Source organism: Paenibacillus sp. G2S3 (genome assembly GCF_030123105.1).
GTDB lineage: Bacteria > Bacillota > Bacilli > Paenibacillales > Paenibacillaceae > Paenibacillus_AQ.
Genome location: NZ_CP126095.1, coordinates 1490592 through 1515553 on the forward strand (window position 1 = coordinate 1490592; position 24962 = coordinate 1515553).

The following is a 24962-nucleotide window of genomic DNA, read 5'->3' on the forward strand; positions in this document are numbered from 1 at the left end:
CTGGCGTCTAACGTTATGTAGGTGAAGGAGGGGAGAAAGCTGGAAGAGGCGGAATGGATTTCTGCTGTGCTGAACGGTGAGCATCAGGCCTTTGGGCATTTGGTGACACGTTATCAAGGCATGGTGTACAGAGTATGCGTCAAGATTACTGGAGAAGCCGAATCGGCCAAAGATATGGCCCAAGAGGTTTTTATAAAAGCATATAAAGCCCTCCCCTCCTTCAGAGGACAGTCCACCTTCTCGACATGGCTGTATCGGATAGCCTACCGAACCTGTTTGGACTGGAAACGGGCCAATGATAGGGAGTGGAAGCATCGGAGTGCAGCTGATTACACAGAGAATGATTGGGTAACTTCTCAAACACCAGAGCATGCGGTGCTAGAGCAGGAACAATCAGCTGAGCTGGGTGAGAATGTGAACAGCCTTGCGGAACCGTACCGGTCGGTCGTACAGCTGTACTATTTTCAGCGAAATTCTTATCAAGAGATAGCGGAGCAAAAGGGTGTTTCCGTTAAGACTATCGAATCACAGCTTTATCGTGCCAGACAGATGATGCGTAGACAAAGGGAGGAATTGCGATGAATTGTGCAATAGTGAAGGAATGGATGCCACATTACATTGACGGCCTACTGTCTCCAGATATGGAGCTGAGTATCCGGTTGCACATACAATCCTGTCCTGATTGCGCGCAGTGGCTGGAGGAAGCAAAGGAAATGTCCGCTCTTTGGTCAGAAATGGAAATGGACAGCGATTATCAGCATGAACAGATGGACTTTCCAGATCTCGCAGCAGGTGTTATGGCCCATATCGAGCAGCTCGAAACAGGACGCAGAGAGCGAGCGATTAAAGCGACAAGCGTAAGACGTCGTTTTGCTCCTAGAACCTCTTGGATGCATTATGCGGTGGCTGCCTGCTTGAGCTTCTTATTGTTACAATTTGGAGTTTTTGAGAATTTAGCTTATGGGATTACTGAAATTAATGGTCATGTGTCGAATTCGGTGACCCAATGGTTTGGTGGCTTTAGAAAATAGTCATAAAGAGATTTATAAATAATAGATGGATTCAGGTAAACTGAAAAAGTTTATGCTATCCAAATTTTAGGAGGATGTATTATGATTAAGAAGAGACGTTGGCTCACTTTTATGTTAGCTATGATTCCTGGTGTAGGTCATTTGTACTTAGGCTTCAAAAAGCAGGGGCTGCAGTTTATGATCGGGGCTTCGTTATGTATTATGTTTATTCCGTCCGAGCCCATGATCTTCCCTTTTGCGTTAGCTGCACTATGGTTTTACCAATTGTTTGATGCCCTGCAGAAAGCGGCCTGGATGAAAATAACTGCTGCTGAACACGAGCGTATGATGTTCCATCCTGACAGCTTCGGAGAACCTTGGACGATGGGAATATCCTCTATGCCGGGTTACCCACATGAAGATGTGAATCCAGCTTGGGTCGGTGTCGGATGTGTTGTTGCTGGGTTCCTAATGCTTGTGATCTCAGCATTTCCGACGCTTTGGAGAATGTTAATCGAGATTAACATTGGTACGATCTTGCTTTCACTGGGTCTGATAGCATACGGTCTGAAGATGCTAAGAAACAATACGAGAGCATAAGAAACGGGGATTACACTATGGGGAGATGGAAAATCGGGAGTTTCACCGCAGCCATAGGCTGCATTGCACTTGGTGTCATAATTGTGATGGCTCAGTATAATATGATCAGCTATGAAATACTTGGTTATTTATGGCCAGCATTGTTGATCCTGTTCGGACTTGAAATGTTGCTCAGACTGTTTATCAAATCCGATGTCAAAAGTCGTGTAAGCGGTTGGGCAATCCTATTGATCATCCTGTTGGTTGGAGCAAGCAGTGCACAGAGCGTAATGGCCGGCGGCTCACTTAGCAGTTTAATCGGGAATACACATTTAACTCCACTAAGCGGTAATGTCGAAGTGAAAGACAATATTACGACGCTGAAAATCGTACTTCCAAGCGGAAAAGTGAAGGTCGAGGGAATAGATGGCAGCTCTTTGGATTATGAGGGAAGCTTACTGCTACCTGGAAAATCGCAAAGTGAAGCCGAAAGTGCGCTGGAAAAGAAATGGAAAGTGAAAACTGAGGGAGATACACTGATTATGGAGCTAGATACAGATCATAATTGGTTCTCTAATATTCAGTTTGGATTTAATACTAAAAGTCCTTATTTAAATGTAAGTGTACCTAGCAGCCTTGCCGTTGAGGTAGATACCAGCGACGGGTCAATAGAAGCCTGGGATTTAAAGTCTGGCTTACTGGTTGACACTAGTAATGGGGTTATAAATATTCATGATGTTGCTGGCGGGGTAGAGGCACATACCAGCAATGGATCACTAACTGTTCAGAACATCCAAGGTGGAGCGCAGCTCAAAAGCTCTAATGGTGCGATTATATTGGATAATATAGATGGAGCGTTGACCGCAAAGAGCAGCAACGGAAAGATCACTATTAATTCAGCGGTGACTGGAAAATGGAAATGTTCGTCTAGTAACGGTAAGATTACGGTGGGATTGCCAACTGTATCCGATGCGAAGATTACAGCGGATACTAGCAATGGTTCGCTGAAGGGGAATGTCCCTTGGGATCGAGATGGGGACAGCTTTGGTACTGCCGTTCTTGGTAAAGGAACGTATACTGTGGACCTAAGTACGAGTAATGGAAGCGTGACCGTGGACACAGCTGAATAAGTACGATAATAAAGGGAGCTAAGGCTTCAGCAATTGGTTCTGCTGAAGCCTTAGCTCCTTTTTTTCAAATTATAAGAAACCTACCAAGCGTAAGCTTTAGGAGCTTCTCCGCCCGGTCCTGGGAAGATCTCATCTAGCCGTTTAAGGACAGACTCATCTAGTACAATCTCAAGACTGCGTAGTGCACTCTCAAATTGCTCCAGTGTGCGTGGTCCAATAATTGGTGCGGTCACAGCAGGATTGGCTAACAACCAAGCTAGCGCAACATTATCTTGTGGTTCCCCAAGCTCCATACATAAGCTTGCAAAAGCCTCAAGCTGATCTTTGTATTGCTCTACACGCTCAGCGTTTCCTCCACTGCGGCTGCCTTCTATTTTCTTAAGCGCATTGCGTCCCAGAAGACCTCCATCCAGTGGGCTCCAAGGAATAACACCTAACCCAAGATTGAGAGAAGCGGGTAATACTTCAAGTTCAGGAAGCCGACAGGTTAGACTGTATTTGTGCTGCTCAGAAACCAAACCTAAAAAGCCACGAGCCTTGGCTTCTTGTTGAGCTACAGCGATATCCCATCCCGCAAAGTTGCTGGAGCCGACATAACCAATCTTACCTTGGTTTACAGCAAGCTCGAAAGCCCCCCACAGCTCGTCCCAAGAGACACTACGATCCACATGGTGCATCTGGTACAATTCAATATGATCAGTCTGAAGACGCTGCAGAGATCCCTCTAGATGGCGGCGTATAATATAAGAAGATAGTCCACCCTCATCATTAGGTCCGTCGAGCTTATCGCTCATAGCACCGTATACCTTGGTAGCCAGCACGACCTTTTCACGTCGCCCCCCACCTTGCTTAAACCAGCGTCCAATAATCGTTTCTGTCAGACCGGAATTCTCACCCCAGCCATAAATGTTAGCGGTATCAAAAAAATTAACACCTGCGTCCAGTGCAGTGTCCATAATGCGGAAGGCTTCTTGTTCATCTGTTTGTGGGCCGAAGTTCATTGTTCCGAGACATAGCCGACTGACCTTCATACCGGATTTGCCAAGCTTTGCATATTGCACTTCGCATTCACTCCTTAGGTAGATGATTTCAACTTAATTGTAAACAACTTATCAATCAAGGGCAAATTTTCCCAGTCTTTTTCTGGTGCTCGATAGCGTATCTTTTATGTTTTCAGAAACTTTTTTCAGCTTACAACGTATTTAAAATGGGGAAATTTAACAAGTGGGGGTTACTATGAAAAAGAGCTTTAGTATTATTTTTGCTGCAACTATCGGAATGCTTGTATTCACAAATCAGTCCTATGCTAATCCATCGATGTTACCTCCAAGCTTGGACAGTACAGATGCGCTTTATGTTAGTACCGATCTCGTCGCAATCATTGATCATAGCACTAACAAAGCTGACGTAGTCAATGTAACAACAAATAAGGTAGTCAACCTTACAAATGATGCTCATACGATTCTCGACCTTAACGTGATGAAGAATCCGCAAAAAATAGTGCTGCTCAAGAAATCAAATGGCAACGCAATTACGAAAACGGTCTTTACCTATGCTGGAGAGCAGATTAGTAAAACAGAAATACCGCTTAAAGCTGCGGCAGACAAAATCAAATGGGTTGCTCCTACGGGGAAAGTAAACGAACGAATCATGGTTCAATTTGGAGATTCCTTTAATCTTTATCAATATCCGTGGAATAAGCCAAGTGTAAGCTTTAATGCTAAGATTAACGATACCGAATATGAAAGTGTAAACGTTCAAGGCTGGGATTTTGTTGGATATCCTTATTTAGCTATAAAGTATCAAGCACAAGGTATAATGAGCGATGATTTCTTTGTGAGAACAATTAATTTATTTCACCATAATGAAAAAATGTTTAAAGACTTTAATGCTGATATTAAGCTTAAATTTAATGGTGCGAATCTGGCCCTATACACTTCATACATTTACCAGCCAGCTCCAGCTAACGCGAAGCGTCCTGTTTCAGGTGATTCTCAGAACGTGTTCCGTTTGATGAATGTTGCAACCGGAAGCGCACCAACCTCTATTAAGCAAGCTTTTAAAGAAGAGGGGAATCTTTCGGGGTGGAAGACGGACTTTATTAACAATCAAGTGTTTGTTGGAGATGTATTAGAACAAACCTGGTCATTATTCTCGCAAGAAGGAACTCAGATCTTAAAAGATCAAGAATGGCCTGAAAATGGGAAAAGTAAATTTTTGAATTATAATCCAACTACAAAAACTGCTTATTTCCTGGATTATTCTGCTGGTGAAGTTTCAGTAATTGCAAATCCAATTCATTAATAGAACGTGAAAGTGCAGAGTCGCCACAGGGATATACCTGGACGGCTCTTTTCATTACTCAAGAAAATCTTTCTTCATAATAAGTATCTTATAGGCTCTGTCTATCAACTCAATAGAATCTATATCTTTGTCCTTTATGACTGGGTATGATACAACAATATAAAGAAGAACTATGTCTGTTAGAGCAGACCACTTGAGGAGTGACTGAGATGAGTGAGGTTAAAAAAATCGCCGTAATCGCAGGGGACGGTATTGGACCTGAAGTAGTAGCTGAAGCCGAAAAAGTATTGAAAGCAACGGAAGAAGTATTTGGTTATGCCTTTGAAACGGAGCACGCTCTATTTGGCGGCATTGCAATAGACGAAAGAGGCAACCCGCTACCGGAAGATACACTAGAAATCTGTCGCAGTGCAGACGCTGTATTACTGGGTGCTGTAGGCGGACCGAAGTGGGATAACAATTCGAAGGAGCTTCGTCCTGAAACCGGATTGCTAGGCATTCGTAAAGCGCTTGGATTGTTCTCAAACCTACGTCCAGCAGTCGTCTTTGATTGCCTTAAGGACGCTTCAACTTTAAAGCCGGAAGTGCTGGAAGGTACAGATCTTATGGTTGTTCGTGAGTTGACGGGTGGGATTTACTTCGGAGATAAATTACGCCGTCAAGGTGAACATGGTGAAGAAGCAGTAGATACCTGTGTATATAACGTAATGGAAGTGGAACGAATCGTACGTCAGGCTTTTGAAATCGCTGGCAAGCGTCGCAATAAGCTGGCAAGTGTGGATAAAGCGAATGTACTTGAAACTTCACGTTTATGGCGTGAGGTTGTTAATAAGATTGCTCCAGAATATCCTGAGGTAGAGGTTGAGCATGTACTCGTTGATAACTGCGCAATGCAGCTGCTGCGCCGTCCAGCCAGCTTTGATGTTATCGTTACCGAGAACATGTTTGGTGACATCCTGAGCGATGAGGCTGCGATGTTGACAGGCTCTATCGGTATGCTTGCTTCCGCTTCGATGGGTGATGGTAACTATGGTCTCTACGAGCCAGTCCACGGCTCTGCACCTGATATTGCCGGACAAGGGCTTGCAAACCCAATTGCTACAATCTTGTCCTTAGCGCTGATGTACCGTTTAACCTTTGGTTATGAGGATGCGGCTGCTGCGATAGAGGCTGCAGTGGCTGAAGTATTGGATGCAGGACATCGCACAAGTGATATCGCTGTAGATAAGAGCAAAGCGATCAGTACATCTGAAATGGGCGACCTGATTGTTGCAGCTATCCGCAAAGCGTAATGAAATTTAATTTGCAATTACGATTATAGAGAAATTCGTCTAAGATTGACTTTGATTTTGTACGATGATACCATTTGATATGTAGACAAGATGTAAAATTTTCCAGCATATCACGACAAGAAATGGTTGGTTTCTTGCATCATCAAAGGGAGATTTTGGCAATGGCTGAACGTTTAGTAGGTAGACCAGCTCCAGATTTTACTATGCAGACCGTATCAGGTGATGGTAAGGATTTTGGCAAAGTAAGTCTGTCTGACTATCGTGGCAAATGGCTGGTATTCTTCTTTTATCCTCTGGACTTCACTTTTGTATGTCCGACTGAAATCACAGCTCTTAGTGATGCTGCAGCGCAGTTCGAAGCGCTTGATACAGAAATTCTCGGCGCAAGTATAGATTCGATCCACAGCCATAAAGCATGGATTAATACACCTAAGGATTCCAATGGTCTTGGCCGTGTGAATTTCCCTCTTGCTGCTGACATTACGAAACAAGTTGCTAAAGAATACGGCATTCTGATTGAAGAAGAGGGTATTGCTTTGCGCGGATTGTTCATCATCGATCCAGAAGGCGAATTGAAATACCAAGTTGTTAATCACAATGATGTCGGTCGCAGCGTAGAAGAAACACTTCGTGTTCTTCAAGCCCTGCAATCTGGCGGCTTATGCCCAATGAACTGGAAACCAGGTGACAGAAACCTTTAAATGATGTTACGCTATTATTTGATCTTTGATATTCTGATTTGGACCTCCTTGCAGAAGTTTTTTCTGTAAGGAGGTTTTTTGCTCCAAAAAGTCTTAAATAAAAAAATGGATTTGAAAATAGGCGTGAAAAGTTATATTATGTCCTCGAGTGGAGGAATCTCCATTGGGGTAATGTAATACAATAATAAAAACTCAAATGGGTTAGTTATTTTAAGGAGGGCGAACAAATATGAGCTTTTGCTGTGGAGCGAGTATGGTAGGAACAAAGGGAACTCTTAAACATTATCGCACGCAAGTCCATAATGTTCCCCTGCTTTTTTGTCCGGTATGTCATCGTGTAGAGGTTCACTATAAGGTCGAGAATGAGTATGAGATCTTGGCGGAATACGCACATGGAGACGGAGTTACTGATGTGGATTTTCAGGATTATGTCATGGAGGACGAAACTGCAATATTCGAGAATGTCATTAACCTCGAGAGTGAAGAGCCTCTAGCTATTGTGCGGAGTCAGATCGATATGGCGCTTGACCTGCTTGCTGTAGCCAAACAGATTGAGGATACGAAGTGGGAACGGGAATTGAAGAAAAGATTAGCTGTGATGAGTCAAAGACGCCTTCGTCTGCAACAGAAAGCGTAAGATTATTTACAATTTGGGTCTGGCCCATTTCTTTATCAAGGCCTTCGCAACCGCGAGGGCCTTTAGCTTTTTCTATTTTCTTTTAAAAGAGTTTAAATCATTTGAACGAACTAATAGTGATAAATATAATTTGATGTGATATTTTATATGTCTTTGGAATCATTTTATGAATTTTTTTATCATTCGACAGTTTCTCTGATTGCGTTGTCTACTTCACTTGGATATGATTGGAATATAATTGAACCGGTTGGAAAAAGTGCAACGATTACCGAATGTTCTGGCGGCTTCGTCATATACTCAAATACATAGTAATTTGATGTCGCTTTAGCGTCTTCGTCAAATGCAGTAAAAGGGGGAACTTCGTATCGTGATTAGCCAATATCAAGAAAGTCTTCTATTACCGGGAAGAACCTATCAATCAGGACCTGTGGATACTACATACGAGGATGTACTAGAGAATATTGACAGCGGAATCATGCTTTTTGATGAAGAGGGAGTTATAAGTTTTGTAAATAAGCAAATGTATGGGATGCTTGAATTAACCCGTCACTCCCTTGTTGGCTGTACAATATCACACCTGTTATCTAACGTTCGACTGAGCCGCTTTAAGAAAAAGCAAGTACTGCAAAGCTATAGAGAGATGGTATACAAAGGAAAATCTAATTATGAGTTTTTAGACGAGTATGGCCGGTACTGGAAGGTTACACTATGCTGTGGAGAACAAATGAAGGGGTGTTATTTGTTTACAGTTAAAGAAATCTCCGATTATAAGTTGATTGAGCAAACGGCTTACCAGAACGATAGTTTGGCTATGCTAGGTAAATTATCTGCATCTATTGCCCATGAAATCCGGAATCCCTTAACCGCAATTCGTGGATTTATTCAATTGCTTCACCCGCATCTACAGCAGCTTGGGAAGCAGGAATATGGCAAGATTATTTTGGCAGAAATCGATCGTGCGAACGATATTATCCATGAATTTCTAACCTCTTCCAAGCCTTCAGTTCCTCAAGTGGGAATGATTCCTGTGTCAGCCTTGCTCAAGGAGGTTGTGCTGCTTACAGAGAGTGAAGCCTTGATGAAAGGTTGCCAGATCAATCTACATCCATTTCAGGAGGATATGATGATTTCTGGAGATGTAAAACAAATGAAGCAGGTAGTCCTCAACTTGATTAGAAACGCTATGGAGGCCGTTGCGGATAGAGCAGATGGTCTAATGGGTAAAATAGAGGTTGGAGCCCACAGAGAGGGTTCTGAGGTCCGTATGTTCATCTCTGATAACGGAAAGGGAATGGATATCCGTACACTGGACAGGTTATTTAGTCCATTTTTTACAACTAAGGAGAATGGGACAGGGCTAGGTCTTTCCGTGAGTGACCGAATCATCAAAAATCATGGCGGATGCATTTCTGTCAGTAGTAGAGTTAATGAAGGTACTCATTTTGTAATCTCATTGCCATTAATTCATTAATCCATTAGTACATTCGATTAGAATATAAAGTGTTTAAGAGGCTGATCCCTGCGGATAATACAGATGCAGAGATCAGCCTTGCTTATGTTACAATGGGGATTGGTTTTGGGGGACAAATGGAGGTAGACACAATGAATTTAGAATTTAAAAGTGGCAGTGCCATTAATGAAATACAGGGTGATGCCCTTATCCTTATCATCTCTGAGTCGGAGGTCCAACATGGCGGCCTCTCAGAGAGGTGGAATGACAGAATTCGCTTATTAGGGAAAACAGGTCTCTTTAGTGGGAAGCTGAATCAGACTTATGTACTACCTTTAGATCATCCATCCGGTTGTCCTGTGGCTATTTTGGTTGGAAAGGGGGACCAATCTCTTAGGACTGAAGATCTACGTCAAATGGCGGCTCAGACAGCACGTGCAGCACTTCGATTGAAGGCGATACAGCTAGTGTTTCAGGTGCCTGAAGGTGTTCAGGAGCTAACATTAGATAGGGATATAATATCTATTGCTTACGCGTTGTCTGAGGGGTTGTTACTCGGTTCCTATCGTCGTCCCACATATAAGCAGGAGCAATCCCAATATACAGGTCCAAACTCGGTTATTTTCACTATGGAGAAGAAGCCAGAAGATACTTTCGAGCGTGACTGGAATCTGGGCATGCAGAGAGGGCTGGCTTTTGGTGAGGCTACGAATCTAGCACGGAACTTGACGAATATGCCCGGCAATCTGCTGACTCCATCTGACCTTGCTATGGCCGCTATAGAAGTTGCTGAACGTTATGGATTTCCTTCCGAAGTGCTGGACGAACGGGAAATTGAGCAAAAAGGAATGGGCGGATTATTCGCAGTCGGAAAAGGAAGTGTAAACCCTCCGCGAATGATCGTCATCCGTTACCAAGGAACGGGGCACTGGGATAATGTAGTGGGGCTGGTCGGTAAAGGGATTACTTTTGATACAGGGGGAATTTCCTTAAAAAGAGCCCCAGGCATGGAAGAGCTAATCAGTGATATGGGGGGCGCAGCGGCTGTGCTTGGAGTAATGGAGGCACTCGGCCGGTTACGTCCACGAATTAATGTTGTAATGGTCATTCCATCCGCTGAGAATATGCCTTCTGCTAATGCCTTTAAACCCGGGGATATTATTACGTCTATGAGCGGACGAACCATAGAAGTACTGAATACCGATGCAGAAGGCAGACTTGTACTTGGGGATGCATTGACCTATGCCCGGGAATGGGGAGCGAAACGTGTTATTGATGTCGCCACGCTGACCGGTGCAGTGTTGTCGACATTGGGAGATATAGCTACAGGCGCTGTTACTAACGACGAGGGATTTATGGAGCAGTTTCTGACAGCAGCTAACGTTTCAGGCGAAAAAATATGGCAGCTTCCGGCTTACCCGGAATTCCGCGAAATGCTTAAGAGTGAAGTGGCCGATATCCGTAACACCGCAGGAAGATTCGGGGGAGCCACTACCGCTGGGTTATTCGTAGGTGAGTTTGCGGAAGGTCTGCCGTGGATACATCTAGATATTGCTGGAACAGCATTCCTATCTAAAGAACGTGGAGTAAATCCTAGAGGCGGTACAGGTGTCATGGTTCGCACAATAGTTCAGTGGTTACTCAGCGAAAGCGAATGATTGGCTCTTCATAAACAACAAATAGAAACCTCGCCTTAGGACAATGGATGCATGACCAACCATTTCAAAGGCGAGGTTTCTTTGCTTTGTAACAATGATAAAGATTAATTAGTGCCACTGGATTTTTTAGCCTTCGATTGGGCAGTAAAGGATTGTATACCGTTCATAATTTTATCACGAGTTCCCTTATTCTTCAGTAAATAGGCTACGCCCAATGCGGCTGTTGTGAAAAATTTTTTTTTTGTATTCATAGTGATTACCTCCTTGGTATAGTCTGTAGTTGCTTATAACAAACATACCCGAAAGCTATGAAAGCTAAACTATGAACCCTTACATATAACGGTTAGAGCAAGCCTATTTCTTCTTGTTAACAGGTGTTGAGCAGCAGGAGAGGGGAGAATCTAAAGACGCTGCTGAACAGGTCTTACCCTTATCACAGCCAGCACAAGCGCCTTGCTTGCCCTTTTGCACATGTCGATAGATGATCCAGCCTGAATAACCGAAGATTAGAGTGACGATTAGAACATTTATCATTACGATGCCCCACTTTCATTAAGAGAATCAACAAATTACAAGTTCTACGACCAGCCTAGTAATCGCCCACCTTGGAAAATAACAAAAGATACGATATACGCCAGAGCAAGAGAATAGCCAATGGAGAAGAAAGTCCATTTCCAAGAGGCTGTTTCCTTTTTGATAACCCCTACAGTGGCCAGACAAGGAATATATAATAGGATAAAGGCCATAAAGCTGATTGCACTCAACGGTGTAAAGACTTGTGAGATTTGATTCTCTAATCCAGCGGTGTCCGGTGCGTGATAAATGATATTCATCGTAGACACAACGACCTCTTTCGCTAAAAATCCTGGAACCAAGGTAGAGCCAGCCTGCCACGTTCCGAAACCAAGCGGTTCCAGTAGTGGTGCAATCATGCCTCCGAATTTAGCTAGGAAGCTATGATCCATTTCAACATCAAATCCACCAGGACCAGCATAAGACATAAACCAAATAATTGCTGAGCCAGCTAGAATAATCGTTCCCGCTTTACGAAGGAACCCTTTGCCCTTCTCCCAAGTGCTGCGCGATAAGGTTTTGATCTGCGGCATACGGTAAGGAGGGAGTTCGATGATGAAGACGGAGGATTCATTTTTGAATAAGTATTTAGAGAATACCTTACAAAGAATTAGGGCAAAAACAATACCCATAACATACATAGAGAGAACGGCAAACGCTTGTTGCTCAGGGAAGAATACAACTGCGAATAATGCATAAACAGGTAATCTTGCAGAACAAGACATCAGCGGCATTAACAGGGTTGTCAGCATACGGTCTTTGGGCTGTTCGATGCTTCGCGCCGCCATAATGGCTGGTACATTGCAACCAAAACCAATGATGAAGGGAATGAATGCTTTTCCGTTCAGTCCCATTCTTTCCATGGTGCTGTCCATCAACAAGCAGACCCTTGCCATGTAACCGGAATCCTCCAGGAAGGAAATGATCAAAAAGAGAATGAAGATTTGCGGAACAAACACCAGTACACCGCCTACGCCACCGATGATGCCATCTACGATTAATGCATGCGTGAAGCTAGAGGCACCAATGGTCTGAAGCAGCGAGTTTGTTCCATCACTAATAGGGCCGGAAATCAAGCCATCTACGATATCCGATAGGGGGCCGCCAACCCAGTCAAATGTAGTCTTAAAGAGAGCATACATAAAGAAAATGAATAAGGGCAGTCCCAAAAAGCGATGGGTCAGCACCGAATCTAATCTTTCTGTCAAGTTATGGGGCTTCTGAGCTGTCGTATCAAGGACTTCGGCACAAATATTGCGAATGTATTCCATGCGGTTCGAGCGAATCCATTGCGGGAGTGTCAGGGCGAGTTTTTTGATTTGTAGCTCACTCTGACAAGATTCACAGATATTCAGCAGTCTCGTAACATCTATACGTGATTTCAGGAACTGAAGTATAACGGGATTCTGCTCCATTAGCTGTAGAGCGACCCAACGATGATTGGGTAGATCTTTTATAGAACGTAATTCCTTTTCTATAGAAGATATTGCTCGTTCGACTACCTCACCATAATCTAGCTTGAACTTTACAGCAGGAATTGCTGACGATTCCTCTAGGATGCTGAGCATCTGTACGCTGCCTTTACCAGTTCTTGCTATAAGGGGGAGGACCGTTACACCCAATCTTGATTGTAAAAGGGTTTGATTGATACGAATACCACGGGCATTAGCGACGTCAATCATATTAAGACCGAGTAAAGTAGGCTTGCCATACTCAAGTAGTTGAAGTGTGAGCAGCAGATTACGTTCCAGCTGGGAGGCATCCACGATATTAATCAATGCTTCTGGGGATTCTTCTATAAGATATTGGGCTGCGACCCCTTCATCGCGTGAGAGTGGGTGAAGAGAATAGATGCCGGGCAAATCAATGAGCTTGCCTGCCCCGTTCTTCAGATTTCCGATCTTTTTCTCAACCGTAACCCCTGACCAGTTTCCTACATATTCGTATGAAGTCGTTAATGTATTGAAGAGAGAGGTCTTCCCTGTATTGGGATTGCCTACAAGAGCTATAGAACTCAAGATACGTTCACCTCAATCAGGGAAGCTTCTTTTCGGCGGATGGCGAACAGCTGTCCGTTACATTCAAGTGTAATCGGTCCCCAAAAAGGTCCCTTTCCTTTAAGACGAATGCTCACACCCTCTGACACTCCGAGATCAGCAAGACGACGGCGTAGAATGGGGTTCATTCCTTCTATTTTATGAATATTTCCAGCAGCACCAGGTTGTAATTCCAGTAAGGAACAGCAGGTAGAAGTAGCTATTGTAATCCCTCCAAAAGAGATTGAGAATCAATCTCAACTGTTTTCTTGTAATGTAGCATTTTTAAGTGTTTGTATACTGTGATATTTGTCCCTGACCTCCTGTGATAATTACTTTAAAGTGCTAAAGGCGAAATACCTTTACAATTTATTCTTCATTAAAGTATGATTGAACGATATAAATTGCATAGTAAAGCTATGCTAGAGGTTATAATGATTGCAATAGCGGATACGATGATTGCAGGAATTGAAGGGAGATAATTATGAAGACTAATCAATGTAAGATTGTTGACTGCACCATTCGCGATGGGGGGCTAGTTAACAACTGGGATTTCAGTGTGGAATTTGTGCAAAATTTGTATGCCGGCTTGAATGAGGCTGGTGTTGACTATATGGAAATCGGTTATAAGAACTCCCCTAAACTGCTCAAAGGAGCAGAAGGTGCTGGACCATGGCGTTTTCTGAACGATGATTTCTTACGTAAGGTTATCCCGCAAAAGGGACATACTAAGCTTTCCGCTCTGGTTGATATCGGTCGTGTGGATGAGAATGATATTTTACCTCGCAGCGAAAGTATGCTGGATCTAATTCGTGTGGCTTGTTATAGCAAAGATGTGGAGAAAGCCTTGCAGCTGGTACAAACATTCCATGATCTAGGCTATGAGACAACGATCAACATTATGGCTTTGTCTAATGTAATGGAGAATGAATTATTAGAAGCTTTCGAAATGATTCGTGAGAGCGTAGTTGATGTGGTATACATTGTGGATTCATACGGTAGTCTAGATCACAATGATATCAATTACTTGGTTGAGAAGTTCAAGACTCATCTGCCAAACAAACGCCTGGGCGTTCATACCCATAATAATCTTCAACTGGCGTTCTCCAATACATTGATTGCTGCTGAGAAAGGTGTAGAGCTGCTGGACGCTTCCTGTTATGGAATGGGACGTGCTGCCGGAAATTGTCCTACCGAGCTGCTTGTGACTCATTTGAAGAATACACGCTACACTTTGCGTCCTGTAATTGATATTATTGAACGTCTGATGATTCCTTTACGTGAAAAGGAAGAGTGGGGCTATATCATTCCTTACATGATCACTGGAACGCTTGATGAGCATCCACGTTCGGCTATGGCGCTTCGCGCATCAGCGGATAAGGATAAAGCGGTTGATTTCTATGATAAGCTTACAACGCCAGAGGTTAACTTCGGCGATAAATAAATCTGTTGTTTAGAAGCACTGAACCCGTTCGTAGGGGGAAGTGCTTTTTTTATTGAATAAAAATTCTGTGAATTTCTTTGATAAATTATTGTTACATTTTTCGCAAAAATACTTACCGTTCTAATAAGAAGCCTGAAGGTATTTATGCTTGCCTGCTTGAAGAAAATGGTTTATATTTATGCAAGATTTGTGAATAATCATTATAAAAATACTACCTCACAAAAAGAAATGTAACTTTAAAGACCGATCTAGCCGATATTTATACATAGGACAAGACTATACATAGTTGCTTAATAATCGACATCATTTTCAGACGCGAGGGACCTATGAGACAAGAAGAGAAAAAGACAATTCAAGCGGCTATAATAGGAGCCTTACTGTTCCTATTCATTCAAATTTTCCATACATCGCTAAACCGATTGGACAATTGGGATATTGTTTCTGCACTCTATCTCATTGTTGGCTGCTGTACAGTCGCTTTTGGATTTGCGATATTTGCACAGGGCTGGTTGTTTTTCTCTAGCAGATTATCTAAAGGAAGATTATATGTCGCTGCTCTTTTTGGTGGAATATGTATTATTGATTTCTTGCATACACTTGGTTTTGTAGCATTTCCATTGATTTCATCGTTTATAACCCCTGAGGAATCAAGGTGGCTGCTTACCTTTTCACGACTATCCAGCGGGCTGGGTATATTGTTTATTTTTAGTAGAGAAGACAAACCTGTGACCGTTATCGAAAAAAGAAATGTATTCAGAATCGCCTTCATGTTGATTGTGCTCTTTATCGCATTATTTGTTTTTATCCACTCGGCAGTGCCAGATTTATTTACTAAGCCTTGGATGAGTACAATTAAACAATTCGTTGATCTGGCAGTGCTTTTTGTTTATTTAGCAGGTGTTGCTGTCATCGTGTTTCCTGGGCATAATGAAAAGTCAGCCTCGCTGCTTGTGATTATTCGGGCACTTATCTTTTTCTCGCTAGGCCAGGCTTTTTTTATGACTCCCTTAAGTGGCGGGAATATTGATGATCTCTTTGGGATGTTATGTAGCGGAGTTGCATATTACCAGTTGCTTACCGGCGTGTATCGCCTGACGATTGAAGAGCCATTTTACGAGAAACAGTTGGCTGAAGAACGGATCAATTATTTGGCGTATCATGATGATTTAACAGGACTTCCAAATAGACGTCGGCTGACACAGCGTGTAGAAGAAATGATTGATGCTGGAGAGACGGACACATGCGATCAATTCTCAGCTTTGGCCATTATGAATATTAATCATTTTAAGAATATAAATGACTCTCTAGGACATTATGCCGGAGACCTTTTATTAAAATTGGTGTCCGAGCGGCTTGGTAATGAAGCTAGACCGAGTGAAGAGCTGTATAGCATGGGAGCGGACGAGTTTGCTTTTCTAATGACAGAAAGAGCAAGTCTTGGAGAATGCTTGGCGCGAGCTACTGAGTTACTTAGATTATTTGAAGCACCCGTAAATATAGAATCTGGCGAGTACCATATCTCGCTTAGCTTGGGGATGAGTATTTATCCTGGTGACGGGGAAACTGCTGAACATCTAATTCAAAATGCAGATACTGCGGTTCATAATGCGAAGGAACAGGGAGTGGAGATTCGTCGTTACATCCCAGCCATGCAGATGAAGGCAAAGGAACGACTGAAGCTGGAAAATGACCTTCGAAGAGCGCTCGAGCGTAATGAGTTCTATCTCTTATATCAGCCAAAGGTGCAGCTGGAGACGGAAGAGATTGTAGGTATGGAGGCTTTATTGCGCTGGAATCATCCGAAGCGTGGAATTGTCTCACCTAATGAGTTTATTCCATTAGCTGAGGATAGTGGGCTGATTGTTCCGATTGGGGAATGGGTACTGAAGACGGCATGTCTTCAAACTAAACAGTGGCAGCTAGCAGGCTACCAGCCGATATGCGTCTCTATCAACTTATCTATGCGTCAATTCCTTCAGCCGAACCTGGCTGGTAAAATTCATTCCATTCTAAGCGATATTGGATTGGATCCAAGTTATGTCGATCTTGAAATTACAGAGAGTATGACATTGGACAAAGAAACGGCTTTTGATCAGCTGAAGCGCTTGAAGGATCTAGGCGTATTCATTAGCATCGATGATTTTGGTACAGGCTATAGCTCATTGCACTATTTGAAGGATATGCCGATCGACAGGCTGAAGATTGACAGATCGTTTGTCTCCGAGGTGATGGAGGATAGTAATAATGCCGCTATAGTCTCCACGATTACTTCTATGGCGCATCATTTGAAGCTTAAGGTTACAGCAGAAGGGGTGGAGAACAAGGAGCAGCTGCAGTTTTTGCGCGAGCAGCATTGCCATGAAGCTCAAGGATTTTTGTTTAGTAAACCTATTCAAGCGGACGAATTTGAGGCAATATTTTTAAAAAAGGCTCCGCTCGGCGCTTCCTTGTAAAATATAAGAAAGTATAAGTTTCACACCATACTCTATGTCTTATATTTCTCGCATAAACGCCTTCGGCGTCCTTATAAGGACGCCGAGGACGTTTATGCTTGAACAAAAAAATGTTGATTTTTATTTCTGGGGGTGATACAATATCTCTTGTACTCACTTCTTATGCGGGTGTAGTTCAATGGTAGAACTTCAGCCTTCCAAGCTGATAGCGTGGGTTCGATTCCCATCACCCGCTCCATAATTCAAACTTCCAAATCCTTGCGATGCAAGGATTTTTTTATGTTTTGGTAGATGATTGTGTTATGAACTGATCGTAGATTATCAAAAAGGCATGCTCCTCAAAGAAGAGGAGCATGCCTTTTTATATACTACCTGTTTCTCTTAAACAGTCTTCAAGAACTCAACAATGGTGAGCAGTCCCTTATCAAAGTTCTCCAGGTTGAAATGCTCATCCGGTGCATGCAGGTTCTCATCATCAAGACCAAAGCCCATCAGGACCACTGGTGCTTCAAGTACACGGGAGAAGCTTTCCATGATCGGAATGGAGCCACCGTCTTTGGTGAAGAGGGCGCGGGTTCCGTATACTTTGCCGTAAGCGTCTGCTGCAGTTTGCAGTATAGGGTTCGATGGATCGATGTTAAAGGCACGTGCCTTTTCCATTTGCTTCACATGTACTTTCGCTCCGGTTTGGATATTAGCCTTCAGATGCGCCTCAACAGCATCAAGAATATGCTGTGGATCCTGATCGCCAACGAGACGGCAGGTAATCTTGGCATGTGCTTCTTTCGGGATAACCGTCTTGCTACCTTCGCCTTGGAAACCGCCATAGACACCGTTAAGCTCAAGTGTTGGGCGAGCACCAATACGTTCTACAAAGGAATAACCTTCTTCGCCGTATAATGCATCGAGTCCAAGTCCTTCACGGATTTTATCTTCATTTACGCCTTGCTTCACGAATTCCTCACGAAGCATTGGAGAAAGTTCGGGTACACCATCATAGAAGCCTTCAACAGAAACACGACCTTTGTCGTCATGAAGGGAGCTGAGCAAGGACACGAGAGCGTGCAGTGCATTTGGAACGCCACCGCCGTAAGATCCGGAGTGAAGGTCTGTAAGAGCTGTAGTTACGCTCACTTCAAGTGATCCTAGGCCACGTAGTCCTGTGCAAATTGCAGGGCGACCACGTTCCAGCAGGGAAGTATCGGAGACTAGTACTGCATCCGCAGCCAGCTTCTCTTTGTTAGCTTCCAGGAATGGAGGGAGATTTGCGCTACCGATTTCTTCTTCGCCTTCGATGCAGAGCTTGATGTTAACAGGAAGAGTGCCTTCTTGTTTCAGAATCGCTTCAATCGCTTTGAGGTGAATGAACACTTGTCCTTTGTCATCCGTTGCTCCGCGTGCATACAGCTTGCCGTCACGGATCTCAGGTTCAAATGGAGGCGTGGTCCACAGATTTAGCGGATCTACTGGCTGCACATCGTAATGTCCGTATACAAGAATGGTTGGCTTACCCGGAGCATGAAGATAGTCAGCATATATGACGGGATGTCCCGCTGTGGGATGAAGTTCAATGTTCTCAAGTCCGGCTTTCTTTAGTGTGTCTGTCAGCCAATGGGCTGCAGCTAGTACATCGTCCTTATGCTCTGACAAGGCAGAAATACTTGGAATCTTGAGCCATTGTTTTAATTCTTCGAGATGTTCATCCCGGTGTGTTGAAAAATACGTTTCGTATGACATAGTGAGTATGTACCTCCTTAAGTTTTGCTGCGCAAAACCGGCTTCGTAAGCGCCTGGGCATGAGCTTCATCGCCATGCGTGACCGTCTTGTTTAGCATTCTATAGGAATCATTATACTGGAGAACTCACTATGGATCAAAAGCGATCGGATAAATAACTTACCAGATGATTGTAGCCGGCGTCACACCTTGAGGAAAAGTGTCTTCCGCTTTGTCTTTATTTACATACATGTCATACCAAGCGTCAGCAATGAGCCCCGGATCTGTAGCTGTGCCTGGCTTGATAAATACGCCTAGAGCAAGATGTCCTACATAGATTCCTTGAGGAGATAAGTCAGCATGAAGATTGAGGGCATAATTTCTTAGTCCACTTAGTGCGATACCTACATTACCCATCATCTGCATCGGATAGATGGAGGACAGACCGGTGGTGAATAGTAGCGCTCCGCTGCGTTTCTCCAGCATTTCAGGCAATACTTGCTCTACGCTTCTGATCGCGCCTACAACCAGAGCTTGGAAAGCATCTAGTGCATTCTCCTCAGTAACTTGAGAAGCTGGAGTAGGCGGGTAGTTGCCACTTGTAGGGCTGAACTCAAGCACATCGATAAAGCCGTATTTCGCCTTGATGTCGCGGAAGGCAGCAATTACTTGTTCTTTATTGTATACATCTGCTGGAAAAGCAGCGGCCTCGATATTCAGTGATCGAAGCTCTTCTACGAGGGTATTTAATTTATCTGCATTACGAGAGATTAAGGCGACTTGAAATCCATTTGCTCCGAATTTTTTGGCGATGGAGAGTCCTAAGCCCGGGCCAGCACCCAGGATAGCTATCGTTTTTTTCATAATTAATAGTTCCTTTCCGGTTGTTGATTACTAACAGTAACCATGATAGACTGATTAAGCTTAAGGGACAAGAAGGCACTATTAGATGCTTTAGTAACATGGAGGTAACCACTATGGAACATTCAATGGACGAACCCATTCGGCTCATGCCGACGCTGGAGGATTGCTCCATTACCCGCCAAATTCTCGACAGGGTTGGGGACAAATGGAGTGTGCTCATCATTGTCAATTTGGGTGCAGAAGCATTGCGGTTTAAAGAACTGCAGCGGCGTTCTGGTGGTATATCACAACGGATGCTGACCCAGACCCTGCGTCATTTAGAAAGAGATGGTATAGTTTGGCGTAAAGTCACACCTACGGTACCTTTGACTGTTGAATATGGTCTGACGAGTTTAGGAGAGTCCTTACTGGATCCTCTAACCGCTCTTGTAGAGTGGGTCAATAGAAACAACGCTGAAATCGCCAAAGCGCGTATCGGGTATGATAGTCAGCACGAAACGCAAGAGTAACAAGCTAGGAGTACAATTTACTGGGATAGAGGATGGATTATTTTGCAAAAGAAAAGTGGAAAGAACACATTTATATATACGTACACCTGTTCAGAGGATGAGTTATCTCTATGCCAGATGGAGCTTCGTTGTCTTTTTGGTGAGGAAGTGCCTTCTTCAATCTTTAAGAGTGAGGTAGAGGTGGATGTAAGCCGTAGTCCCTTCATTAAAGAACGAATTGATGTCATGTACGAGGGAGATAGCTTGCCTGAGATTTATGATCAGACGGAGCAGGTGGAGCTTGGCGGTAAGACGTTTAAGGTTATTTTTGTGAAGACCAATGATCTATCCCCTGCGGACAAAATAGAATATGATGAGCGTAGAGTGATCGAGCGAGAAATCGGGCTGCGTATTGAAGGGGAAGCGGATGTAAACCATCCTGAGTTGGTATACGGTATTGTTACGCTGGGCGGTCGTTGGTACTTTGGATCTTATCATAAGAACAAAGCCACCTGGTTCCGTCAAATGAAAAAGCCACGCAGCTACTCTATCGCGCTTAGCACACGAGTAGCCCGAGCTGCGGTCAATATAGCCGTTCCGAATCCGGAAGGGATAAGAGCGATCGATCCTTGCTGCGGCATCGGAACAGTAATGGTAGAAGCCCTGTCGATGGGAATCAATATGGTCGGACGTGACATTAACCCACAGATCGCTATCGGTGCTAGAACGAATATTGCTCATTTTGGATTCACAAGTGAGGTAACGCTTGGGGATATTGCTGATATCACAGAACATTACGACGTAGCTATTGTAGATATGCCTTATAATCTATATTCTAGTATTACACCTGAGGAACAGTTTGCGATTCTAGTGAATGCACGCCGTATTGCAGATCGAGTGGTTATCGTTGCGATTGAGCCGATGGATGAGATGATCACTGAAGCTGGATTTACTATAATCGACCGTTGTGAAGCTAAAAAAGGTTTGTTCTCCCGTCATTTAATGCTTTGCCAGTAATCCTAATGAAGTCATTTAAAAGGGGTGCAGCAATGGAGCAGAAATGGTTAACCTGGGCTAAAGAAATACAGGCCATCGCACAGACTGGACTAACTTATGCTAAAGATGTCTATGATATAGAACGGTATCAAGCTTTGCGGGAGCTAAGTGTGGATATCCTCGCTAATTATACGTACGAAAGCAAGGAGAGAATAAGACTCTCCTTTGCTAGTGATGGTGGCTATTCTACGCCGAAAGTGGATATCCGCGGTGTTGTTTTTCAGGAAGACAGAATTCTGCTTGTCCGCGAGAAATTGGATGGAAAGTGGGCGCTTCCCGGGGGCTGGGGAGACATCGGTCTGTCACCGAGTGAAGTCGTTGTTAAGGAGATTCAAGAGGAATCAGGATTTGAGACAGAAGCAATTCGCTTGCTTGCTGTTCTAGATAAGAAATTTCATAACCATCCTCCGGAGCCGTATCACGTGTACAAGTTTTTTATTTTGTGCAGAATTGTAGGCGGCGAGGCGATGCGAGGGGTGGAGACGAGTGAAGTATCTTTTTTTGCTGAAGATGAACTGCCTGAGCTCTCAGTAGAGAGGAATACAGAGGCGCAGATTCGGACGATGTTTGAATATTTACGAAATCCAGAAAAAGTAGTAATATTGGACTAAGAATTTGCATATGATGTATGACTTCCGTAAAGTGATGTTTTTAATGATTTAAATGATGGGTAATAACTATTGTGTAAGCACTTACAATGTTGAACCGCTGAGCCTTTATATCTAAAAAAAGTCAATATTCTAGGTTTTTGGGTCGAGCGGTCTACATTTTTTCCTCTACTGTGACGATAAGAATTTTAGGAGGGGATCGCATGGAACAAGAAGAGTTGAGCATTCCATTGAAACAGGAAAATGTAGTGCGTCCTGCAGAGGGCAATATTGCCACTGGGCTGGTTTGGGGTATCTTAATCAGCATTCCGTTATGGATCTCTGTGATTGGCTGGATTCTGGGGTTTTGGCGCTGAGCCGTATTTTAATAATTATCTAACTCTATTAGTTGTATAGTATACATCAAAGGCGGTCTCTTCGTAACGGAAGGGCCGCCTTTTTAGTTTCCTGAGTTTCTCAAGATTTCGAATATACCAGTCTAAAGTTCTCGCAAACTACCTTCATCTTTGGATCAAAAGGCTTCTTCAAGAAAGTTAAGGATTCTCTGCTGAAGAAAATCTCATGCTCATGGCGCCACGACTCTAGCGTTCTGTCATCCTCGCCTTCGCTATAGGCAAAGTCAGCGCCTACCTCATCAAAGGGTGTGATTTGCACATCTGTCGTAACGATCACGGCTTGCGGATTACCATGACCATCCAGCAAAATACTGTGTCGACCAATTTCCGGTAAGGTCTCGTCACAGACTGCATAAATTTCATAGTTCGAAGCGGTTCCTGTCTTAATCCCGCGGATCACCAGATCCAGCAGTTCATCGGCCATTTGAGGGCTGTCGCCAAAGGCCCAAGCTTCGTAGTTATCTGCTGCTTGTGGATGAAGCTGGGTGTATTCTTCCCAAAAAAGCTTAATCTTCGTTTCGTTGCTCATATTCGTATCTCCTCGTTGAATAAACGTTAGTGTCCAGCAGTTTCCATCCAGCCCGCATAAAGCTCATCTAGTTGCTCTTGCACCGTATCGCGTTCTTTCTGTAGCTCGGCGAGCTCTGCAGCATTGCTACTGATCTGTGGATCTAGCATTTTGGCATCGATTTCTCCAAGCTGCTCCTCAACCTCTGCAATAGCCTTTTCCCAATCAAAGTGGATACTTTTCTTGCGGGAACTGGACGAATTAGCCGTGGTGCCATTCACGGAACCGTTAGATTGAGGCTTACCGGAACGTGCAGTGGTTCCATCTGAAGAGGAAGGCTTAGGCTGATCAGAAATAGAGGCTGATGCTGCTAATGCCTGTTCAGCTTGCTTCTCCTTGTAATACTCATAATTGCCGTTGAAGACTCCAAATCGTCCACTTTCAATGGACCAGAGCTTATGGAACAGGCGATTAATGAAATAGCGGTCATGTGAAACGGCCAGTACTGTACCTGGAAATTCCTCTAACGCTTCCTCTAGTGCCTCACGGGAGTCAATATCTAGATGGTTCGTTGGTTCATCTAGTATCAGCAGGTTTGGTTTGCGATGCATCAACACAGCGAAACGAAGGCGGGTCCATTCTCCTCCGGATAGATTCGTGATGTCTTTGAACACATCAGCACCATAGAACAGGAAACGTGCAAGCTGCCCGCGAGCTTCTCCTTCTTCTAGTCCGGCTTCTTCACGGAAGTAGCGGAGTACAGATTGTTTGTTATTGTCAGGGACAGCCTCTTGCGCGAGATAGCCGACAACGGTTCTTGAACCAAGCGTGCAGCTTCCGGTGTCTGGCGTTTCCTGACCTAATATAATTCTTAAAAGCGTACTTTTCCCTGCTCCGTTACCACCGATAAGTGCCGTAGTCTCTCCGTAGCGAAGTACTTCGTTTGCATCTGTAAACAGGCTTCGCTCTCCATAGGCTTTACCGATATCCTCTAGAATGACGACTTGATTCCCGGAGCGATCATTTTGTTCTAGCTGCAAATCCATCGATTTGCGCTCCAGAATAGGACGTTTAACCTTCACCATACGATCCAGTGCTTTTTGCATGGAAGCTGCTCTCCGGTAAAAGGCAGGGTTAGGGGGAGTCCCACGATTCCCAAATTCGATGAGGCGTTTGATGCTCTCCTGCATTTGTTTTATTTTTTTCTGCTGCTCTTGATAATCAGCGAATTGTTGAAGTAGACGTGTTTCCTTCTCTACTTGATAGCCGCTGTAGTTGGTATGAAAGGTAAAGGCTTCGCCATCCTCAATCTCGATCACTTTTTTGACTACAGCGTCCAGGAAGTAGCGATCATGGGAAATGGCAAGCACTGTACCGTCATAGCTCTGTAAGTACTGCTCTAACCACTCAATGGCGTTCATGTCTAGATGATTGGTTGGCTCATCGAGTAGAAGTACATCAGGTCTACGTAGCAGCAGCTCTGCGAGTCCGACTTTAGTCTTCTCACCACCTGAAAGAGAGGTGAAGAGGCGGTTATATTGCCCAGTTCCGATTCCTAGACCAGAGGCAACTCGCTGAATGGTGGATTCAATTTCGTAGCCTCCTGCGGTCTCAAATTTATCCTGAAGGCTACCATATTCTTTCAGCAGGCGATTCCATAGTGTTTCATCCGTTCCGGTATTGAAGGTGGACATTTCAAGCTCCAGCTCTCGCAGGCGTTGTTGCCACTGCAGAGGCTCAGCAAAACTACGTTGTAGAACCTCATATACGGTTTCTTTTTCGTTAACCTCTTGAATTTGAGCCAGCATACCAACTACGCTACCTTTGCGAATTGAAATTTGCCCTTGATCGGGGCGCTCTTCGCCATTCAGCAGGTGGAAAAGCGTAGTTTTACCGCAACCATTGCGACCGATGAGACCGATTTTTTCTCCTTGGCGGATATCGAAGGTAATGCTATTTAATACGAGCTGTGCACCGTGGTATTTTTGAACATTTTGGCATTGAATAATCATATATATTCTCCTTTAAGAATGCCCTTTGTACCGCCAGAACCCTAAATCG

25 protein-coding genes and 1 tRNA gene are annotated in these 24962 nt (G+C 43.9%); 17 read left to right on the top strand and 9 right to left on the bottom strand.

The genetic code is table 11. From position 1 onward, the window contains the following. The first annotated feature begins 21 nt into the window (after window positions 1-21). The 4 genes from QNH28_RS06635 to QNH28_RS06650 all read left to right on the top strand — a co-directional run bounded on the left by QNH28_RS06635 (window position 22) and on the right by QNH28_RS06650 (window position 2719). Window positions 22-582 carry an RNA polymerase sigma factor gene (locus QNH28_RS06635; RefSeq protein WP_283910684.1) on the top strand — a complete coding sequence of 187 codons (561 nt, stop codon included), beginning with the start codon at window positions 22-24 and terminating at the stop codon, window positions 580-582. Further along, window positions 579-1031, top strand: coding sequence for an anti-sigma factor family protein (locus tag QNH28_RS06640; protein WP_283910685.1), 453 nt, complete (start codon window positions 579-581; stop codon window positions 1029-1031). Before QNH28_RS06635 ends, QNH28_RS06640 begins: the two co-directional genes overlap by 4 nt. Window positions 1032-1112: 81 nt before the next feature. After that, window positions 1113-1610 carry a hypothetical protein gene (locus QNH28_RS06645; RefSeq protein ID WP_094869956.1) on the top strand — a complete coding sequence of 166 codons (498 nt, stop codon included), beginning with the start codon at window positions 1113-1115 and terminating at the stop codon, window positions 1608-1610. A gap of 17 nt (window positions 1611-1627) precedes the next feature. Beyond that, window positions 1628-2719 (top strand): DUF4097 family beta strand repeat-containing protein, encoded by a 1092-nt coding sequence (locus tag QNH28_RS06650; protein ID WP_283910686.1) that lies wholly within the window; start codon window positions 1628-1630, stop codon window positions 2717-2719. Window positions 2720-2799: 80 nt separating this feature from the next. On the opposite strand, the gene QNH28_RS06655 is transcribed toward QNH28_RS06650, so the two are convergent. Continuing rightward, the gene (locus QNH28_RS06655) at window positions 2800-3780 is read right to left on the bottom strand and encodes an aldo/keto reductase (protein WP_283910687.1); all 981 of its coding nucleotides are present in this window, start codon (window positions 3778-3780) and stop codon (window positions 2800-2802) included. A gap of 175 nt (window positions 3781-3955) precedes the next feature. On the opposite strand from QNH28_RS06655, the gene QNH28_RS06660 reads away from it, so the two are divergent. The 6 genes from QNH28_RS06660 (at window position 3956) to QNH28_RS06685 (ending at window position 10761) form a co-directional block, all read left to right on the top strand. Continuing rightward, window positions 3956-5023, top strand: a complete 1068-nt coding sequence (locus tag QNH28_RS06660) for a hypothetical protein (protein ID WP_283910688.1) — start codon at window positions 3956-3958, stop codon at window positions 5021-5023. A 209-nt stretch (window positions 5024-5232) separates the two neighbouring features. Then, window positions 5233-6315: a 3-isopropylmalate dehydrogenase gene (leuB, locus tag QNH28_RS06665; RefSeq protein WP_283910689.1), complete on the top strand. Its 1083-nt coding sequence runs from the start codon at window positions 5233-5235 to the stop codon at window positions 6313-6315. Window positions 6316-6476: 161 nt separating this feature from the next. After that, a complete protein-coding gene (locus QNH28_RS06670; protein ID WP_283910690.1) occupies window positions 6477-7016 on the top strand; it encodes a peroxiredoxin in 540 nt (179 codons plus the stop codon). A 229-nt stretch (window positions 7017-7245) separates the two neighbouring features. Then, the gene (locus QNH28_RS06675) at window positions 7246-7653 is read left to right on the top strand and encodes a hypothetical protein (protein ID WP_283910691.1); all 408 of its coding nucleotides are present in this window, start codon (window positions 7246-7248) and stop codon (window positions 7651-7653) included. Between the two features lie 367 nt (window positions 7654-8020). After that, window positions 8021-9124: an ATP-binding protein gene (locus QNH28_RS06680; protein ID WP_283910692.1), complete on the top strand. Its 1104-nt coding sequence runs from the start codon at window positions 8021-8023 to the stop codon at window positions 9122-9124. A gap of 131 nt (window positions 9125-9255) precedes the next feature. After that, a complete protein-coding gene (locus QNH28_RS06685; protein WP_283910693.1) occupies window positions 9256-10761 on the top strand; it encodes a leucyl aminopeptidase in 1506 nt (501 codons plus the stop codon). 104 nt (window positions 10762-10865) lie between these two features. Here the strand turns inward: QNH28_RS06685 and QNH28_RS06690 are convergent, their stop codons facing one another. The 4 genes from QNH28_RS06690 to QNH28_RS29725 form a co-directional block, all read right to left on the bottom strand. Continuing rightward, entirely contained in the window at window positions 10866-11012 is a 147-nt protein-coding gene (locus tag QNH28_RS06690; RefSeq protein ID WP_283910694.1) for a hypothetical protein, read from the bottom strand. A gap of 103 nt (window positions 11013-11115) precedes the next feature. Next, entirely contained in the window at window positions 11116-11295 is a 180-nt protein-coding gene (locus QNH28_RS06695; protein ID WP_076286329.1) for a FeoB-associated Cys-rich membrane protein, read from the bottom strand. Between the two features lie 44 nt (window positions 11296-11339). Next, window positions 11340-13352 carry a ferrous iron transport protein B gene (gene feoB / locus QNH28_RS06700; protein ID WP_283910695.1) on the bottom strand — a complete coding sequence of 671 codons (2013 nt, stop codon included), beginning with the start codon at window positions 13350-13352 and terminating at the stop codon, window positions 11340-11342. Beyond that, a complete protein-coding gene (locus QNH28_RS29725; RefSeq protein ID WP_283910696.1) occupies window positions 13349-13519 on the bottom strand; it encodes a FeoA family protein in 171 nt (56 codons plus the stop codon). Before QNH28_RS29725 ends, feoB begins: the two co-directional genes overlap by 4 nt. A gap of 335 nt (window positions 13520-13854) precedes the next feature. Here QNH28_RS29725 and QNH28_RS06710 point away from each other — a divergent pair, with 335 nt between their 5' ends. The 3 genes from QNH28_RS06710 to QNH28_RS06720 all read left to right on the top strand — a co-directional run bounded on the left by QNH28_RS06710 (window position 13855) and on the right by QNH28_RS06720 (window position 17505). Continuing rightward, a complete protein-coding gene (locus QNH28_RS06710) occupies window positions 13855-14814 on the top strand; it encodes an aldolase catalytic domain-containing protein (protein ID WP_170880320.1) in 960 nt (319 codons plus the stop codon). Window positions 14815-15140: 326 nt separating this feature from the next. After that, a complete protein-coding gene (locus tag QNH28_RS06715) occupies window positions 15141-17267 on the top strand; it encodes a putative bifunctional diguanylate cyclase/phosphodiesterase (RefSeq protein ID WP_283910697.1) in 2127 nt (708 codons plus the stop codon). Between the two features lie 164 nt (window positions 17268-17431). Beyond that, window positions 17432-17505 (top strand) — tRNA-Gly (locus tag QNH28_RS06720). A 143-nt stretch (window positions 17506-17648) separates the two neighbouring features. Here QNH28_RS06720 and QNH28_RS06725 read toward each other — a convergent pair. Further along, complete coding sequence (locus QNH28_RS06725; RefSeq protein WP_283910698.1) at window positions 17649-19004, bottom strand: dipeptidase; 1356 nt, start codon at window positions 19002-19004, stop codon at window positions 17649-17651. 158 nt (window positions 19005-19162) lie between these two features. After that, the gene (locus tag QNH28_RS06730) at window positions 19163-19846 is read right to left on the bottom strand and encodes an SDR family NAD(P)-dependent oxidoreductase (RefSeq protein WP_283910699.1); all 684 of its coding nucleotides are present in this window, start codon (window positions 19844-19846) and stop codon (window positions 19163-19165) included. 113 nt (window positions 19847-19959) lie between these two features. Between QNH28_RS06730 and QNH28_RS06735 the strand changes: the two genes are divergently transcribed. From QNH28_RS06735 to QNH28_RS06750, 4 genes are all read left to right on the top strand, one after another. After that, window positions 19960-20355 (top strand): winged helix-turn-helix transcriptional regulator, encoded by a 396-nt coding sequence (locus QNH28_RS06735; protein WP_283910700.1) that lies wholly within the window; start codon window positions 19960-19962, stop codon window positions 20353-20355. Between the two features lie 42 nt (window positions 20356-20397). Next, a complete protein-coding gene (locus tag QNH28_RS06740; RefSeq protein WP_283910701.1) occupies window positions 20398-21351 on the top strand; it encodes a TRM11 family SAM-dependent methyltransferase in 954 nt (317 codons plus the stop codon). A gap of 32 nt (window positions 21352-21383) precedes the next feature. Continuing rightward, window positions 21384-22001 carry an NUDIX hydrolase gene (locus QNH28_RS06745; protein ID WP_283910702.1) on the top strand — a complete coding sequence of 206 codons (618 nt, stop codon included), beginning with the start codon at window positions 21384-21386 and terminating at the stop codon, window positions 21999-22001. Window positions 22002-22201: 200 nt separating this feature from the next. Beyond that, a complete protein-coding gene (locus QNH28_RS06750) occupies window positions 22202-22354 on the top strand; it encodes a hypothetical protein (protein WP_156113065.1) in 153 nt (50 codons plus the stop codon). A gap of 100 nt (window positions 22355-22454) precedes the next feature. Here the strand turns inward: QNH28_RS06750 and QNH28_RS06755 are convergent, their stop codons facing one another. After that, window positions 22455-22922, bottom strand: coding sequence for an ASCH domain-containing protein (locus QNH28_RS06755; RefSeq protein WP_283910703.1), 468 nt, complete (start codon window positions 22920-22922; stop codon window positions 22455-22457). A gap of 26 nt (window positions 22923-22948) precedes the next feature. Further along, window positions 22949-24913, bottom strand: coding sequence for an ABC-F family ATP-binding cassette domain-containing protein (locus QNH28_RS06760; RefSeq protein WP_283910704.1), 1965 nt, complete (start codon window positions 24911-24913; stop codon window positions 22949-22951). Window positions 24914-24962: the final 49 nt, after the last annotated feature.